Source organism: Lelliottia sp. RWM.1, assembly GCF_016859735.1.
Lineage (GTDB): Bacteria > Pseudomonadota > Gammaproteobacteria > Enterobacterales > Enterobacteriaceae > Enterobacter.
The window spans coordinates 1-15,951 of record NZ_WLVC01000021.1; the positions used below are offsets into that span (position 1 = coordinate 1).

Below are 15,951 nucleotides of genomic sequence, written 5' to 3' on the forward strand. Positions count from 1 at the left end.
TTCGTGGGATTTCGTGATGGCACCGAAAAAACCCAACGAAAACAAGCACATAAAAAGAGACCGAATACGATTCCTGTATTCGGTCCAGGGAAATGGCTCTTGGGAGAGAGCCGTGCGCTAAAAGTTGGCATTAATGCAGGCTAAAATCGCCTTGCCTCTTAAGAATAGATGACGACGCCAGGTTTTCCAGTCCGCGACAAACGTGGCCTAAAAAAAAGCGTACGATCATCATCAAAACGAAAAAACCGCAGGGCTTTATGTAAGCTGTCTGCGGTTTTTTTATTGGAAACCTGGTACTAGCAGAGTTTTTCGGCACGCTCGATAAACGGAGCCAGGCTCATCTTCTGCCCTGGGTTTGCAGGGTCATCAATCTGGATAATGCTGACAGGCTTTCCGCTGCTTTTGCCGCTGGCGACTTGTTGCTCGGCGATGTCATTAATCGGATATTGCACCAGCGTGCTGGGATTTATCGCATACAACGCATGGCCAGGGCGGCAGGTTAACATCACCTCTTCGCGATTGAACGCCCATTTATCTTTACCCACTTCGAAACGGCTAACCGTAATCACCTGCGGCGCAGCCAGGGCGCTGCCTGTACAGGCCAGCAATAAAAGTGTAAGTAGTGTCTTTTTCATATGTTATTTAACCTTATCAGAAGGGTTCCCAGGTTGCGAAAACACTGACGGCTGCCAGCACTATTACCCCAAGCACCACCTCTGCTTGCGTCATCCTGATAAAAATCTGCTGTTCTCGTCCGGCATCCGGACGAAAGCGTGGAACCAAAAAATACCGATTCGCCAGCGCAATTGCCACCATCATTACGACCAGCGCACATTTGAACAACAGCAATTGCCCATATTCTGTTTGCCACGGTGCATTCCAGCCGAGAATGAAAAGCGCATTGATCACGCCAGTCAAGATTACACCCGCCACAGCATAGTGGCCTGCACGTGAGAAACGCATCATGGTGTAAATAGCCGCTGTCTGCCAGCGCCCTTTCACATGATGCATACAAAACAGCAAAGGCAGTAACCCACCAAGCCAGGACGCCGCACAAAGCAGATGCATGGCATGGTTAGCACGCTGCAACCCACCCATCATACCGGTATTCATCGCCGCGTGCCCAACACCAGCCAGCAGGATAAACTGCCCCATCGCGAGCAATAGCACTCTCGCACCTTTCTGCGGAGCAAGCCATGCCACGCCAGTCATGACCAGAGCCAGGATCATCTGCCACAGCCAGATACTGCCAAATTGCGTCCCGAGGACACTACGCCAGATATCCGGACGTACCACATCCCCCCAGCCATCCCCCATCTGTCCCCCCTGAAGGGCAAACATCATGATTGCGCTCACCAGCGTGACAACCGCAGCCACTTTTTGCTGTCGCTGAAAGCGTCGCGTCATAAGGCGATGCAGTGAAGACGGCGCGAACCAGGTGCTGTACAGCGCGTTGCCAAAAATCAGCATCAGCGCGCCAAAATGTAAAAAGCGCAACGCCACGTAGCTAAGGGCAAGCATCTTATTTCACGCTAAAGTGATAGCTGCCCTTCGTTTTGTGCCCATCAACAGACACTACATGCCAGTCAACCTGATACGTCCCCGCTTTCAGCGCCTGCTCAAGAGGAACCACGAGCAGAGTTTTGTCTTTCTCATCACGTAAAATCGCCCCGGTTTTGATCTCCTGCTGCTGTTCATTGGTTATGGAGACGCCGCTAAACCCCGGCTCAATACCTTCGGAAAAACTCAGCGTGAGTTTTTGTGGCGGGGACGCAAGCTGGGCATTGGCTGCAGGCTCCTGTTGTTTAAGGTGAGCATGGGCCAGAGCCTGGGGTATCATCGCGACAGAAACCATAAAGGACAGTGCACAAATCAAACGGGAAGAGGAGAAAACCATAGCAATCATTCCTTTTTGTTATGTCTACATGACAGAGGATAACCCTGTATAATAAACGAGTCGAGGAACATCCTGCGTCTGCTTGTCAACGCCGGATAATCACGGTAACGTTGCCGCCGCATAAAAAGGAGAAGGTAATGAAAATCAATCTGGCCACCCTTCCTCAGGACGAGATGGACAAAGTGAATGTCGATCTCGCTGCCGCTGGCGTGGCATTTAAAGAGCGTTACAACATGCCCATCGTCGCGGAAGTTGTGGAGCGGGAACAACCCGCGCATCTGCGTGACTGGTTTCGCGAACGTTTAATTGCACACCGACTCACCTCCGTCACGCTTTCGCGCCTGCCGTACGAACCTAAAGTTAAATAACCTTAACGACTTGTTACATTTCCTTACGCGGTTTATGGCAGGATAGGAAAAACCTGATTTTTTTAAGGTGTATTCTCAAATCCCTGCGACTCTGTGTAAAAGGAAGTCACGATGTCACAATGGAATATTGCTGCTGCCCAGTACGCCAGACAACACCACCGTGTTGATGAGCACGTGGAACACCATCTTCGTTTTATCGCTGAAGCTGCCCGGCAACAGTGCAACTTACTGGTATTCCCTGAACTGTCGTTGACGGGGCCCGGCGAGTCAACCCTACCCACCCCGCCCGGCGATCAACAAATCTTCCCTCTGGTTCATGCTGCGCAGTTTCACGATATTACCGTGATTGCCGGGTTAACACTGGAAACTCAAGGACACAGAGAGAAAGGACTCGCCCTGTTTACCCCTTTTCACGATGAAATCCTGCGATACCCTCAAGGAAAGGGGGCGTATCTGACACCTGACGAGCAGCATTTAACCATTGTGGATAGCCAATCTGACTCCCCCAACCTTGATCCGCTGGCTACACTGTTCACCAGCAGCCAGGCCGTAGGTGACAACCGATGGCGTCAGTCCATCAGTACGTTGCAACGTTTCGCGCATAAATATGCTATTGCAGTGTTAATGGCCAATGCGCGTGGCGGTAGCGCGTTATGGGATGATAAAGGCCAACTTATTGTGCGTGCCGACAGAGGTGAACTGCTGTTAACCGGTTCTCTGAACAGACAGGGTTGGCAAGGCGATATCATTCCATTAGGCTAGGCGTTTTATGGTCAGGAGTGATCCATGCTGCGTGTTATCGACACAGAAACTTGCGATCTCCAGGGCGGAATCGTGGAGGTGGCCTCTGTCGACGTTGTTGACGGAAAAATAGTCAACCCGATGAGCCACCTGGTGCGCCCCGATCGTCCGATTAGCCCGCAGGCGATGGCGATCCACCGTATTACGGAATCCATGGTGGCAGACAAACCCTGGATTGAAGAGGTCATTCCGCACTATTACGGCAGCACATGGTATGTTGCACATAATGCCAGCTTTGACCGCCGGGTATTGCCTGAAATGCCCGGTGAGTGGATCTGCACCATGAAACTGGCGCGTCGGTTATGGCCGGGCATCAAGTACAGCAATATGGCACTGTACAAATCCCGTAAGCTCAGTGTGAGAACCCCTGAGGGTCTTCATCATCACCGTGCCCTCTATGATTGTTACATCACCGCGGCATTGCTGATCGATATCATGAACATCTCCGGCTGGACACCCGATGATATGGCGACGATCACCGGACGCCCTGCTTTACTGACGACGTTTACCTTCGGTAAATATCGCGGCGAAGCCGTTTCGGACATTGCCGATAAAGATCCGGGCTATCTGCGCTGGCTGTACAACAACCTCGACAGAATGAGCCCGGAACTTCGCCTGACGCTAAAACACTACCTTGGTGAGGTCTAACGCTCGGCGCGGCCTGGCAGCGTATCCTGTGCCAGGCCTATCAAGAAGGCATACTCCAGAGCGACCCCTTCATAGGATTTAAAGCGCCCTGATTTACCGCCATGACCAGAATCCATGTCCGTACACAGCAGCAACAAATTATCGTCCGTTTTCATTTCCCGCAGTTTCGCGACCCACTTAGCCGGCTCCCAGTACTGAACCTGTGAATCATGCAGCCCGGTCGTCACCAGCAAATGCGGATAAGCTTTTGGCTCCACGTTATCGTAAGGGCTATACGCTTTCATGTAGCGATAATAAGTTTCGTCCTGCGGGTTACCCCACTCTTCGAATTCACCAGTGGTCAGAGGGATGGTTTCATCCAGCATCGTGGTCAACACATCGACAAACGGAACCTGTGCCACAATGCCTTTGAAACGTTCGGGACGTTGATTAATCACCGCCCCCATCAGCATACCGCCAGCACTTCCCCCCATCCCGAAGCACAGGTCTGTATCTCCGTATCCCTGCGCAATCAGGGCATCGCAGACATCGAGATAATCGTTAAAGGTATTTTTCTTTTTCAGAAACTTACCGTTTTCGTACCAGTAGTGACCTAATTCACCGCCGCCGCGAATATGGGCGATAGCAAAAACAAATCCCCGATCGAGAAGGCTGAGCCTGCTGCTGCTAAAATCGGCATCCATACTGGAACCGTAAGAGCCGTAGCCATATACCAGCAGTGGATTTTTACCTTTGCGGAAATGTTCTTTGCGGTACACCAGAGATACCGGTACTTCAGCGTCGTCGCGAGCCGTCACCCACAAATGTTCACTCCGATAGTTTTCAGACTCAAAACCGGCCACTTCAGCCTGTTTAAGCACCCGGCGCTGTCCGGTATCCATATCCAGTTCGAACAGGGTGTCCGGTGTCGTCATTGACGAATAGCCGTAGCGCAATCGCGACGTCTCCGGCTCAGGGTTATAGCTTATCCACGTCACGTACGCCGGGTCATCAAATGCAATCCCGACGACTTCGCGGGTTCTACGGTTAATTTGCCGCAGGCTCGTCAAGCCACGCTGCCGCTCTTCCACCACCAGCCAGTCGGTAAAAAGCGTAAAACTCTCCAGCATCACCTCATCGCGGGCAGGGATTAACACTTCCCATTTTCGTTCATCACGTACTTTGGTTTTATACAGACCAAAATTTTTGCCTTCGCGGTTAGAACGCAGGTAAAAACTGTGCTGAAAATGATCCAGGCTGTACTCATGATCTTTACGACGTGGCAAGAAACAAAACGGTTGGGCGTCAGGAAGTTCGGCATCAAGTAGCAACACTTCTGAGGTGGTCGCACTGGCCAAAGAGATGATCACATAGTGGCGAGACGTGGTTTTATGCAGGCTGACATAAAACGTCTCGTCTTTCTCCTCATACACCAGCTCATCATTAGCTACAGGTGTCCCGACGGTGTGACGCCAGACCTGGTAAGGCAGCAGTGTCGAAATATGCTTTTTAACGTAGTAGACCGTCCCGGAATCATTTGCCCATACGAAATCCGGCGAGACATTCTCCAGCATTTCAGGATACCAGTTGCCGGTTTCCAGGTGACGAAAACGCAGACCATACTGACGGTGAGACAGGTAATCCTCCGCCAGCGCCATGATGGTATTGTCAGGCGAGACCGACAGCCCGCCCAGGGTATAAAACTCGCTGTGAGCAGCCCGTTGGTTGGCATCAAGCAGCGTGTCCCAGCTATCCCATTCGGCACTTAAAACCGATTGCCGCTGATAGACAGGATATTCATTTCCAGGCTCATAGAGATGGCGATAGCGATAACCATTTTTAGTCCAGGGGCGGAAATGTCCCGCTGAGGAATGCGCTCAACCATTTCTCCCAGTAATGCATCCTGAAGCGCCTGCTGGCTGGACATGACCTTTCGGCCATATGCATTTTCCTGGTGCAGATAATCAAGCACATCTGGCTGGGAGCGCTCATCGTCCCTCAGCCAGTAATAATTGTCGATACGCGTATCACCATGCGTGGTCATCGCGTAAGGAATACGTCGGGCTTTTGGTGGCATGTCATTTTCTTTTGAGTTTTACACCCTATAAGGGTGGCAAAACCTGCGCATGATGCAAGCGAAACATACCCACTCAGGCCGAAAGTCAGCTCTGTAATGCCTGTTTTTGTTGCTGAATATCCTTTTCTATCCCCTCACGAACATCCTGAGGTATTTTGAGTGCGTCACCCAGCGCATTCAGATAGCTGCGCTCCATAAAGTGATCGATATCGATGGCGGCACAACTGAGAAAATAGAGTTCCAGCGCCTCTTCTTCATTTTTCACACTTTGCGCCAGGCGTGCCGGCTCAAGAGGTTGTTCTATAGCCAGAGCCACCAAGGCTCTGCCCTGCTCTTCAACACCGGCTTCACGGAGCTGCTGTTCAATTGCCGTTCGCTCCTTGTCATCGATATGCCCGTCACTCTTCGCCGCGAACACCAGTGCCTGTATCAACCGTTCGGTTCGCAGATCCAGTGGAGAGGTGTGCTGCCCATAATGAGGCTCATCCTGATGTGCGGTACGGACTCTGTCCTTGTATTTATTCCAGAGAACCGTACCCGCGATCGCACCGCCGCCAGCCAGTAACGCTCCCGTACCATACTTCGCCAGTAATTTTCTGGAGGATTTATTGGCCACCAGCAAGCCCGCCAGCCCACCGAGCGCCCCAGGAACAAGAAACTTACCTAACCCCTGCTCACCCGATGGCCCCATTTTCTGCCCTAACAGCGATTGCAATTGATTCAACCAGTTCGACATGTTTTCCTCACTCTACTGTGCGCAATGTCTAAAGACTAAGCACCGCGGTGTCAGGAAATGTCTGCCATGACAAAAGAAGCGCAAATTTATCGGCTGCAGACCAGTATGGTTGGTTCATCGCGACGAGACATACGCAAACGTTTTCGTTTATACTGCGCGCAACTTTTTCAGGGGGATTGTTATGACTCGTTTAGGAACCGCGCTGCGACCAGCGGCAACACGTGTAATGCTGTTGGGATCGGGCGAACTGGGAAAAGAAGTCGCCATCGAGTGCCAGCGTTTAGGTGTTGAAGTGATTGCCGTTGACCGCTATGCCGACGCACCTGCAATGCACGTTGCCCACCGCGCCCACGTCATTAACATGCTCGATGGCGATGCCTTGCGAGCGCTTATTGAGCTGGAAAAACCCGATTTTGTTGTACCGGAAATTGAGGCGATTGCCACCGATACGTTGATTGCACTTGAGCAGGAAGGACAGCGTGTTGTGCCTTGTGCAAAAGCGGCCAAACTCACCATGAACCGCGAAGGTATCCGTCGTCTGGCAGCGGAAGAGCTGTTGCTGCCTACCTCCGCCTACCGTTTTGCCGATGGTAAAGATGAATTTTTTCAGGCGGTCGCGGAAATCGGTTACCCGTGCATCATTAAGCCCGTGATGAGTTCTTCCGGCAAAGGTCAGAGCTTTATCCGTGACGCAGAAACACTTGATGCGGCCTGGGATTATGCCCAACAGGGCGGGCGCGCAGGTGCGGGCCGCGTCATTGTTGAGGGCGTTGTTAAGTTTGATTTCGAAATCACCCTGCTGACGGTGAGCGCTGTGGACGGTGTATATTTCTGCGACCCCGTGGGCCACCGACAGGAAGAGGGGGATTACCGCGAATCCTGGCAGCCACAGCAGATGAGCGAACTCGCGCTGGAACGTGCGCAGGAGATTGCGCGCAATGTTGTGCTGGCTCTGGGTGGCTATGGTCTTTTCGGTGTCGAGTTGTTTGTTTGCGGCGACGACGTGATCTTCAGTGAGGTCTCCCCTCGCCCTCATGATACAGGCATGGTTACGCTGATTTCTCAGGATCTCTCTGAGTTTGCTCTCCACGTTCGGGCATTCCTCGGCCTGCCCGTTGGTGGCATCCGCCAGTACGGTCCGGCGGCATCTGCCGTTATCCTGCCACAGTTAACCAGCCAAAACGTCACGTTTGATAACGTTGAAAGCGCAGTCGGCGCAGGTTTGCAGGTACGTTTGTTCGGTAAACCCGAAATTGACGGCACACGTCGTCTCGGGGTGGTGTTAGCCACCGGAGAGAGCGTCAGTGATGCCATCACGCGTGCGAAAACAGCGGCGGCATCGGTGGACGTTGCGGGATAAAAAAACGGGCCATATGGCCCGTTTTTCGTTTTGCTTGTTCAGCTAACAAACTTTACTGTTTCGCGCCTTCAACCGCTTCGCGAGCCAGTTTGGTAATCCGATCCCAGTCACCCGCTTCCAGCGCATCGGCCGGAACCAGCCAGGAGCCACCGATGCACAGTACGCTTTTCAGCGCCAGATAATCACGGTAGTTAGCCGGAGAGATACCGCCAGTTGGGCAGAAACGCACCTGTGAGAATGGACCCGCAATAGCCTGCAGCGCTTTTGTACCGCCATTGGCTTCTGCCGGGAAGAATTTGAACTCTTTCAGACCGAAATCCAGACCCAGCATCAGTTCAGACACGGTGCTGATACCAGGGATCAACGGGATCGTACCTTCAGTTGCTGCTTTCAGCAGCGGTTCAGTCAGGCCAGGGCTGATCGCAAACTGCGCGCCAGCTTCGGTTACGTCAGCCAGTTGCTGCAGATTCAGCACCGTACCCGCCCCCACGATCGCTTCAGGAACGTCTTTCGCAATTGCGCGGATCGCGTCCATTGCGCATGCGGTGCGCAGGGTCACTTCCAGAACACGAACGCCACCCGCAACCAGGGCTTTCGCCATCGGTACAGCATGTTCCAGTTTATTCACCACGATCACCGGCACTACCGGGCCAGTTTTCAGGATTGCTTCTGCACTTGTTTTCCAGTTTTTCATCAGAGTTTTCTCTCGCCAGATCGATAAATCTTGTCGTCTTAAAACGTAATACAGGTCGCACCCTGTTCTGCACCGGAGAGTTTCTCACGCAGTGCGCCAAACAGCTCACGCCCCGTGCCAACACGCGACGCTCTCAGGTCAGGAATATGCGGCTTACGGACCGCAAGCTCAGCCTCGTCCACCAGCAGGGTCAATTCACCTGTCTGGCCATTAACGCGGATGATATCGCCATCGCGAACTTTCGCCAGTAAACCACCATCGTAGGCTTCAGGAGTAACATGAATAGCTGAAGGCACTTTACCTGATGCGCCGGAGAGTCGTCCATCGGTAACCAACGCAATTTTGAAACAGCGGTCCAATAATACACCAAGTGGCGGCATAAGTTTATGTAATTCTGGCATTCCGTTCGCTTTTGGTCCCTGATGACGAACCACCACCACGCAATCTTTATCCAGCAAGCCCGCTTCAAACGCAGGCAGTACATCGTGCTGGCTTTCAAAAACAACAGCCGGAGCCTCTACAACCTGGTTATCAACCGGGACAGCAGAGGTTTTCATGACCGCGCGGCCCAGGTTGCCACTGAGCACTTTCGTTCCGCCGTGGTGAGAGAATGGTTTTTCGAACGTGGCGATAACCTGTGGGTCCAGAGAATCTGTCGCCCCTTCACGCCAGTCCAGCTTGCCATCGTTCAGCCAGGGTTCCAGGGTGTAGCGTTTCAGACCAAAGCCCGCCACGGTGTTAACGTCTTCATGCAGCAGACCGCCTTTCAGCAGTTCGCGAACCATTACCGGTACGCCGCCTGCCGCCTGGAAGTGGTTGATGTCAGCCGGACCATTCGGGTACAGGCGAGCCATCAGAGGAACCACGGATGAGATATCAGAGAAGTCATCCCAGTCGATCAGAATGCCTGCCGCGCGCGCCATCGCCACCAGGTGCATGGTGTGGTTGGTTGAGCCGCCCGTTGCCAGCAGAGCCACAATGCCGTTGACCACGACTTTTTCATCGACCATTTTGCCCAGCGGCATCCACTCATTACCGTTGCCGGTCAGGCGCGTCACCTGACGGGCTGCCGCTTCGGTCAGCGCCTGGCGAAGGGGCGCATCCGGCTGAATGAAGGAGGATCCCGGAAGCTGCATGCCCATAAACTCCACCACCATCTGGTTGGTGTTGGCTGTGCCGTAGAAGGTACAGGTTCCCGGCGCATGATAGGACGCGGCTTCAGCTTCCAGCAGTGCCTGACGGTCCGCCTTGCCTTCGGCATAGAGCTGGCGAATACGCACTTTCTCTTTGTTTGGCAAACCACTCGCCATTGGGCCTGACGGCACAAAAATGGCAGGCAGGTGACCAAATGACAATGCCGCCATGGCAAGACCGGGGACAATTTTGTCACACACGCCCAGATAAAGCGCACCATCAAACATGTTATGCGATAACCCTACCGCCGCAGACATCGCAATCACTTCCCGGCTGAGCAAGGACAGCTCCATGCCGTCCTGCCCTTGCGTCACGCCATCGCACATGGCTGGCACGCCACCCGCAACCTGACCGACCGCATTCGCCTGATGCAACGCTTTACGGATGATATCCGGATAACCCTCATACGGCTGGTGCGCAGAGAGCATGTCGTTGTAAGAGGTAATGATCGCAATATTGTTACGCAACATGCTTTTGAGTGAGTCTTTATCATCAGCCTGGCAAGCAGCAAACCCGTGTGCCAGGTTACCGCAAGCCAGTTGCGAGCGATGTACGGTGTCGGTCTTCGCCTGTTCGATACGAGCGAGGTAGGCAGAACGGGTCTCTTTCGAGCGCTCGATGATGCGCTGTGTTACGCGTAACAATGTCGGATTCATAAAAGCTCCTCTAATTTATCTGGCCAGGCTCGGGAGTTTACAAAGTGTCTTGCGGTCGTTAACAACGCTGAAACGCTTGGTGTCCGGAGCTCATGGGCAAAATCGCTTCCGGCAGTGTAATAAAAAAAGCTCCGTGGGTGAATCCACACGGAGCTTAAAAGTTTAAAAATTATGCCACTAACTGTGTTAGATCATGTTACCGGTAAAATAACACCTCTGGATTAGAGAGATAGGTTACTCAAACTCGTTCCAGGAGCGGCCATCACGGGTGATCATCGCTACCGATGCGACCGGTCCCCAGGTCCCTGCCTGGTATGGCTTAGGCGCATCTTGATCGGCAGCCCAGGCCTCGGTGATTGAATCGACCCATTTCCACGCCTCTTCCACTTCATCACGGCGTACAAACAGTGCCTGAATGCCGCGCATGGTTTCCAGCAGTAAACGCTCGTAAGCATCGGCCAGATGTGTTTCGTTGAAGGTTTCGGAGTAGCTCAGATCCAGCTTGGTGGTTTGCAGATTGTGTTTGTGATCCAGGCCTGGCACTTTGTTCAGGATCTGAATATCCACACCTTCGTCTGGCTGGAGACGGATGGTCAGCTTGTTCTGCGGCAGCTCCTGCCAGGACTCTTTGAACAAGTTCAGCTCTGGGTTTTTGAAGTACACGACCACTTCAGAACATTTAGCTGGCAGACGTTTCCCGGTACGCAGATAGAACGGAACCCCCGCCCAACGCCAGTCATCGATATCGACGCGGATCGCTACAAATGTCTCAGTGTTGCTGGACTTATTTGCCCCCTCTTCTTCCAGATAGCCCGGGACTTTTTTACCCTGAGCAAACCCTGCGGTGTACTGACCGCGAACGGTTTTCTCACGCACATTCGAGCGATCGATGCGACGCAGAGATTTCAGCACTTTAACTTTGGCATCACGAATGCTGTCAGCCGTCAGATCCGACGGCGGAGACATCGCAATCATGCACAGAATTTGCAGCAGGTGGTTCTGGATCATGTCGCGCATCTGACCTGCCTGGTCAAAGTAACCCCAGCGACCTTCGATACCCACTTCTTCGGCCACGGTAATTTCCACGTGATCGATAGTCCGGTTATCCCAGTTGTTCACAAACAGCGAGTTCGCAAAACGCAGGGCCAGCAGGTTAAGCACCGTCTCTTTACCCAGATAATGGTCAATGCGGTAAACCTGGCACTCTTCGAAATATTCGCCTACCTGGTCGTTGATTTCGCGGGAGGTCGCAAGAGACGTGCCCAGCGGTTTTTCCATGACCACGCGCGCAGGTTTAGCGTTCAGTTTCGCTTCGCCCAGGCCTTTGCAGATGGCGCCAAACGTGCTTGGCGGCATCGCGAAATAGTTAATGGTGACACGGTTTTTCTGGTCCAGCATCTCACCCAAACGGCTAAACGCGCTGACGTCGTTAACGTCCAGGTTACAGAAATCAAGACGTCCGCTCAGCGTATCCCATAAACTTTCATCAATTTTCTCTTTCATGAACGTTTCGAGCGCTTCGCGCACGACTTTGGTATATGCGTCCTTGTCCCAGTCGGCGCGCCCTACACCCAGGATACGGGTATCCGGATGAAGTTGGCCCGCTTTCTCCAGTTGATACAGGGAAGGCAGCAATTTTCGGCGTGCAAGATCGCCTTTCGCGCCGAAAATGACCAGGTCACATGCCTGGGCTGTTTGCGTTACCGCCATGTCATTCTCCTCAGTTGGATAACCTGGTACTTCTGCCAGGTATCGTTGTAATTTTATTACAATGCACTGTACTGCTTTTACGTCATTCCCGAAACCATTAGCGCTTAGCCTCGCGTGCGATACCGCGATTTTTGCGTTGCCTGGTACATAACATCCAGTAACGACGCGAAAAGCGTTGAATATTTGTACTATCGACTCACTGTAAAACCCGACAGTGATCAAGTAATGAAAAAAAACAACAACATTTCTTGTCGTACATTACCCTTTAGGGAAGTCACAGGGGTAATATCGACTGAATCGAATCATGATTTCATCCATCAATGAAATCGTTTTCACCCATGAGCGCCTGGTTAACGATGAACATGCTGGAAAAAATCCAGTTTCAACTGGAACACCTTAGCAAATCCGAGCGAAAAGTGGCTGAAGTTATTCTTGCTTCTCCTGCTCAGGCGATTCATTCAAGCATCGCCACCCTGGCACAGGAATCAGGCGTCAGCGAACCGACGGTAAATCGATTCTGCAGAAGCCTCGAAACGCGTGGCTTCCCTGATTTTAAACTGCATCTCGCACAAAGTCTGGCAAACGGTACGCCGTATGTTAATCGCAATGTTGATGAAGACGACAGTGTTGATGTCTACACCGCCAAAATCTTTGAATCCGCTATGGCAACGCTTGACCATGTCCGCCAGTCGCTGGATATGGCATCCGTAAACCGTGCTGTTGATTTACTGACACAGGCAAAGAAAATCGCGTTCTTTGGGCTGGGTTCATCCGCCGCTGTCGCCCATGATGCGATGAACAAATTCTTTCGTTTCAACGTGCCGGTGATCTATTCCGATGACATCGTGCTGCAACGCATGAGCTGTATGAATTGTAGTGAAGATGATGTCGTGGTTCTCATCTCGCATACCGGACGCACAAAAAGCCAGGTTGAACTGGCCCAGTTGGCGCGGGAGAACGATGCTATCGTCATCGCACTCACAACAGCAGGTACGCCGCTGGCAAGAGAAGCAACACTTGCTATCACACTGGATGTGCCCGAAGACACTGACATGTATATGCCGATGGTGTCTCGTTTGGCTCAGCTTACGGTGATTGATGTGCTGGCAACCGGTTTTACCTTGCGTCGTGGCACAAAATTCAGAGATAACTTGAAGCGTGTCAAGGAAGCGCTCAAGGAATCGCGTTTTGATAAAGAACTGCTTATGAAAAGCGATGTTCCCTAATAGTTAATAACTAAGATGTAACGATTCACGGCATTCGGTCCGTTCCTTGTTGCCTTGCAGCGAGCAGAACGCCGATTTAATGTTCACGCAACACCAAAGTTGTTTCAGTCAACGGAGTATTACATGTCCAGAAGGCTTCGCAGAACCAAGATCGTAACCACCTTAGGCCCGGCAACCGATCGCGATAATAATCTTGAAAAGATTATTGCCGCCGGCGCAAACGTGGTGCGTATGAACTTCTCTCACGGTACACCGGAAGATCATAAATTACGTGCAGATAAAGTGCGCGAAATTGCGGCAAAACTGGGCCGCCATATCGCTATTCTCGGCGACCTGCAAGGGCCGAAAATTCGCGTATCAACCTTCAAAGAAGGTAAAGTCTTCCTCAATATCGGCGACAAATTCCTGCTGGATGCCAACCTGAGTAAAGGCGAAGGTGATAAAGAGAAAGTCGGTATCGACTATAAAGGCTTGCCTGCTGACGTCGTTCCTGGCGACATTCTGCTGCTTGACGACGGTCGCGTTCAGTTGAAAGTTCTGGAAGTTCAGGGGATGAAAGTGTTCACCGAAGTCACTGTCGGCGGACCACTGTCTAACAACAAAGGCATCAACAAACTTGGTGGTGGCCTGTCAGCCGAAGCGCTGACCGATAAAGACAAAGCTGACATCATTACTGCGGCGCAAATTGGCGTGGACTACCTGGCGGTCTCCTTCCCACGTTGTGGCGAAGATCTGAACTATGCACGCCGTCTGGCTCGCGATGCAGGTTGTGATGCGAAAATTGTTGCTAAAGTCGAACGTGCTGAAGCGGTCTGCAATCAGGATGCCATGGACGATGTGATTCTGGCCTCTGATGTTGTGATGGTTGCCCGTGGCGACCTGGGTGTAGAAATTGGTGACCCGGAACTGGTCGGCATCCAGAAGGCGCTCATCCGCCGTGCACGCCAGTTGAACCGTTCAGTCATCACGGCAACCCAGATGATGGAGTCCATGATCACCAACCCGATGCCAACCCGTGCAGAAGTTATGGATGTGGCAAACGCCGTGCTGGATGGTACGGATGCCGTCATGTTATCTGCTGAAACGGCAGCGGGCCAGTATCCGGCCGAGACCGTAGCGGCTATGGCGCGTGTGTGCCTGGGTGCTGAAAAAATCCCAAGTATCAACGTTTCTAAACACCGTCTGGACGTACAGTTCGATAACGTGGAAGAAGCCATCTCCATGTCTGCAATGTATGCAGCGAACCATCTGAAAGGCGTCACAGCAATCATCACCATGACCGAATCTGGCCGTACCGCACTGATGACATCCCGTATCAGCTCCGGATTGCCTATTTTCGCCATGTCTCGCCATGAGCGAACGCTGAACCTGACGGCACTGTATCGCGGTGTGACACCGGTTTACTTCGATAGCACCAACGATGGCGTTATCGCGGCTACCGATGCCGTAAACCTGCTGCGTGATAAAGGGTATTTGGTCTCTGGCGATATCGTCATTGTGACTCAGGGTGATGTGATGAGCACTATCGGCTCAACCAACACCACGCGCGTAATGACCGTCGAATAATAAAGGCGGGATGTACGAGCCCCTCACCTTTTCAGGGCGAGGGGCTTTTTTATTTCTTTGGGAATAATTCTTTGCGCTTGTAGGGCTCTTTTTCGCCCGGTTTGCGCGTTTTGAGTAGCTTCAGTATCCACGTGTACTGTTCGGTATGCGGCCCCACCAAAATTTCCACTTCTTCATTCATACGACGCGCAATGGTGTGATCGTCAGCGTTCAGCAAATCATCCATAGGTGGACGAACCTCAATGCTTAAGCGGTGCGTTTTACCATCGTAGACAGGAAAAAGCGGGATCACGCGCGCCCGGCACACTTTCATCAAGCGACCAATAGCAGGCAAGGTTGCTTTATAGGTGGCAAAGAAGTCCACAAACTCGCTGTGTTCCGCACCGTGGTCCTGATCCGGTAAATAGTAGCCCCAGTACCCCTGACGCACGGACTGAATAAACGGTTTGATACCGTCGTTACGCGCATGCAGGCGCCCACCAAAGCGTCGACGTACCGTATTCCACACGTAATCGAAGATTTTATTCCCCTGATTATGGAACATGGCCGCCATCTTCTGCCCCTGGGCAGCCATCAGCATCGCAGGGATATCCACGCCCCAACCGTGTGGCACTAAAAAGATCACTTTTTCATCATTGCGCCGCATTTCTTCAATGATTTCCAGCCCTTTCCAGTCAACGCGCGAGAGGATTTTTTCAGGCCCACGTAACGCCAGTTCCCCCATCATCGCCATCGCCTGAGGCGCGGTGGTAAACATGGCATCGATGATCGCCTCACGCTCGGCATCACTTTTGTCAGGGAAGCAATAATACAGGTTGATTTGCGCACGGCGGCGGGCACTTTTACCCATCCGCCCCGCCAAAAGGCCTATTTTACCGAGGAGAGGATCACGCACAGAGGCAGGTAACAAAGCAATACCTGCAAACGCATACACACCAAGCCAGGCTCCCCAGTTGCGCGGATGACGAAATGACGGCTCAAACTCAGGAATATATTCACTGTTATTTTTTTTTGTTTCCATGCTGGTTCCAGGGTCTGG

The 15,951-nt window shown here is 52.4% G+C and carries 14 protein-coding genes and 1 pseudogene; 6 read left to right on the forward strand and 9 right to left on the reverse strand.

The window, feature by feature from the left end; genetic code table 11:
- Positions 1 to 296 precede the first annotated feature (296 nt).
- Genes GF617_RS15355 through yobA form a run of 3 tightly spaced genes read right to left on the reverse strand, consistent with a single transcriptional unit; the run spans position 297 to position 1,897 of the window.
- The gene (locus GF617_RS15355; RefSeq protein WP_181619811.1) at positions 297 to 635 is read right to left on the reverse strand and encodes a YebY family protein; all 339 of its coding nucleotides are present in this window, start codon (positions 633 to 635) and stop codon (positions 297 to 299) included.
- A gap of 16 nt (positions 636 to 651) precedes the next feature.
- Entirely contained in the window at positions 652 to 1,521 is an 870-nt protein-coding gene (gene copD, locus GF617_RS15360) for a copper homeostasis membrane protein CopD (RefSeq protein ID WP_203452020.1), read from the reverse strand.
- A 1-nt stretch (position 1,522) separates the two neighbouring features.
- Positions 1,523 to 1,897, reverse strand: a complete 375-nt coding sequence (gene yobA, locus GF617_RS15365) for a CopC domain-containing protein YobA (RefSeq protein WP_203452021.1) — start codon at positions 1,895 to 1,897, stop codon at positions 1,523 to 1,525.
- A 137-nt stretch (positions 1,898 to 2,034) separates the two neighbouring features.
- Here yobA and GF617_RS15370 point away from each other — a divergent pair, with 137 nt between their 5' ends.
- The 3 genes from GF617_RS15370 to exoX all read left to right on the forward strand — a co-directional run bounded on the left by GF617_RS15370 (position 2,035) and on the right by exoX (position 3,714).
- Positions 2,035 to 2,265, forward strand: coding sequence for a DNA polymerase III subunit theta (locus tag GF617_RS15370; RefSeq protein ID WP_181619814.1), 231 nt, complete (start codon positions 2,035 to 2,037; stop codon positions 2,263 to 2,265).
- A 111-nt stretch (positions 2,266 to 2,376) separates the two neighbouring features.
- Entirely contained in the window at positions 2,377 to 3,027 is a 651-nt protein-coding gene (locus GF617_RS15375) for a carbon-nitrogen hydrolase family protein (protein WP_203452022.1), read from the forward strand.
- 24 nt (positions 3,028 to 3,051) lie between these two features.
- Positions 3,052 to 3,714: an exodeoxyribonuclease X gene (gene exoX, locus GF617_RS15380; protein ID WP_181619816.1), complete on the forward strand. Its 663-nt coding sequence runs from the start codon at positions 3,052 to 3,054 to the stop codon at positions 3,712 to 3,714.
- Here the strand turns inward: exoX and ptrB are convergent.
- Positions 3,711 to 5,770, reverse strand: a pseudogene (ptrB, locus tag GF617_RS15385) (oligopeptidase B). The gene exoX and the pseudogene ptrB sit on opposite strands and share 4 nt — an antisense overlap.
- 85 nt (positions 5,771 to 5,855) lie before the next feature.
- Positions 5,856 to 6,506, reverse strand: coding sequence for a tellurite resistance TerB family protein (locus GF617_RS15390; protein ID WP_181619818.1), 651 nt, complete (start codon positions 6,504 to 6,506; stop codon positions 5,856 to 5,858).
- A 181-nt stretch (positions 6,507 to 6,687) separates the two neighbouring features.
- Between GF617_RS15390 and purT the strand changes: the two genes are divergently transcribed.
- Positions 6,688 to 7,866 (forward strand): formate-dependent phosphoribosylglycinamide formyltransferase, encoded by a 1,179-nt coding sequence (purT, locus tag GF617_RS15395; RefSeq protein WP_181619819.1) that lies wholly within the window; start codon positions 6,688 to 6,690, stop codon positions 7,864 to 7,866.
- Between the two features lie 52 nt (positions 7,867 to 7,918).
- Here purT and kdgA read toward each other — a convergent pair whose 3' ends face one another.
- The 3 genes from kdgA to zwf all read right to left on the reverse strand — a co-directional run bounded on the left by kdgA (position 7,919) and on the right by zwf (position 12,120).
- Positions 7,919 to 8,560 carry a bifunctional 4-hydroxy-2-oxoglutarate aldolase/2-dehydro-3-deoxy-phosphogluconate aldolase gene (kdgA, locus tag GF617_RS15400; RefSeq protein WP_203452023.1) on the reverse strand — a complete coding sequence of 214 codons (642 nt, stop codon included), beginning with the start codon at positions 8,558 to 8,560 and terminating at the stop codon, positions 7,919 to 7,921.
- 38 nt (positions 8,561 to 8,598) lie between these two features.
- Complete coding sequence (gene edd, locus GF617_RS15405; RefSeq protein ID WP_203452024.1) at positions 8,599 to 10,410, reverse strand: phosphogluconate dehydratase; 1,812 nt, start codon at positions 10,408 to 10,410, stop codon at positions 8,599 to 8,601.
- A gap of 234 nt (positions 10,411 to 10,644) precedes the next feature.
- A complete protein-coding gene (zwf, locus tag GF617_RS15410; protein WP_181619822.1) occupies positions 10,645 to 12,120 on the reverse strand; it encodes a glucose-6-phosphate dehydrogenase in 1,476 nt (491 codons plus the stop codon).
- 356 nt (positions 12,121 to 12,476) lie between these two features.
- On the opposite strand from zwf, the gene GF617_RS15415 reads away from it, so the two are divergent.
- The gene (locus tag GF617_RS15415) at positions 12,477 to 13,346 is read left to right on the forward strand and encodes a MurR/RpiR family transcriptional regulator (protein ID WP_203452039.1); all 870 of its coding nucleotides are present in this window, start codon (positions 12,477 to 12,479) and stop codon (positions 13,344 to 13,346) included.
- Between the two features lie 123 nt (positions 13,347 to 13,469).
- Positions 13,470 to 14,912: a pyruvate kinase gene (gene pyk / locus GF617_RS15420; protein ID WP_181619823.1), complete on the forward strand. Its 1,443-nt coding sequence runs from the start codon at positions 13,470 to 13,472 to the stop codon at positions 14,910 to 14,912.
- Positions 14,913 to 14,961: 49 nt separating this feature from the next.
- On the opposite strand, the gene lpxM is transcribed toward pyk, so the two are convergent.
- Entirely contained in the window at positions 14,962 to 15,933 is a 972-nt protein-coding gene (gene lpxM / locus GF617_RS15425) for a lauroyl-Kdo(2)-lipid IV(A) myristoyltransferase (RefSeq protein ID WP_181619824.1), read from the reverse strand.
- Positions 15,934 to 15,951 lie beyond the last annotated feature (18 nt).

Excerpts from the sequence above, each read along its gene's own strand:
- GF617_RS15355 (WP_181619811.1), bottom strand. The coding sequence starts at position 635 with ATGAAAAAGACACTACTTACACTTTTATTGCTGGCCTGTACAGGCAGC.
- copD (WP_203452020.1), bottom strand. The coding sequence starts at position 1,521 with ATGCTTGCCCTTAGCTACGTGGCGTTGCGCTTTTTACATTTTGGCGCG.
- yobA (WP_203452021.1), bottom strand. The coding sequence starts at position 1,897 with ATGGTTTTCTCCTCTTCCCGTTTGATTTGTGCACTGTCCTTTATGGTT.
- GF617_RS15370 (WP_181619814.1), top strand. The coding sequence starts at position 2,035 with ATGAAAATCAATCTGGCCACCCTTCCTCAGGACGAGATGGACAAAGTG.
- GF617_RS15375 (WP_203452022.1), top strand. The coding sequence starts at position 2,377 with ATGTCACAATGGAATATTGCTGCTGCCCAGTACGCCAGACAACACCAC.
- exoX (WP_181619816.1), top strand. The coding sequence starts at position 3,052 with ATGCTGCGTGTTATCGACACAGAAACTTGCGATCTCCAGGGCGGAATC.
- GF617_RS15390 (WP_181619818.1), bottom strand. The coding sequence starts at position 6,506 with ATGTCGAACTGGTTGAATCAATTGCAATCGCTGTTAGGGCAGAAAATG.
- purT (WP_181619819.1), top strand. The coding sequence starts at position 6,688 with ATGACTCGTTTAGGAACCGCGCTGCGACCAGCGGCAACACGTGTAATG.
- kdgA (WP_203452023.1), bottom strand. The coding sequence starts at position 8,560 with ATGAAAAACTGGAAAACAAGTGCAGAAGCAATCCTGAAAACTGGCCCG.
- edd (WP_203452024.1), bottom strand. The coding sequence starts at position 10,410 with ATGAATCCGACATTGTTACGCGTAACACAGCGCATCATCGAGCGCTCG.
- zwf (WP_181619822.1), bottom strand. The coding sequence starts at position 12,120 with ATGGCGGTAACGCAAACAGCCCAGGCATGTGACCTGGTCATTTTCGGC.
- GF617_RS15415 (WP_203452039.1), top strand. The coding sequence starts at position 12,477 with ATGAACATGCTGGAAAAAATCCAGTTTCAACTGGAACACCTTAGCAAA.
- pyk (WP_181619823.1), top strand. The coding sequence starts at position 13,470 with ATGTCCAGAAGGCTTCGCAGAACCAAGATCGTAACCACCTTAGGCCCG.
- lpxM (WP_181619824.1), bottom strand. The coding sequence starts at position 15,933 with ATGGAAACAAAAAAAAATAACAGTGAATATATTCCTGAGTTTGAGCCG.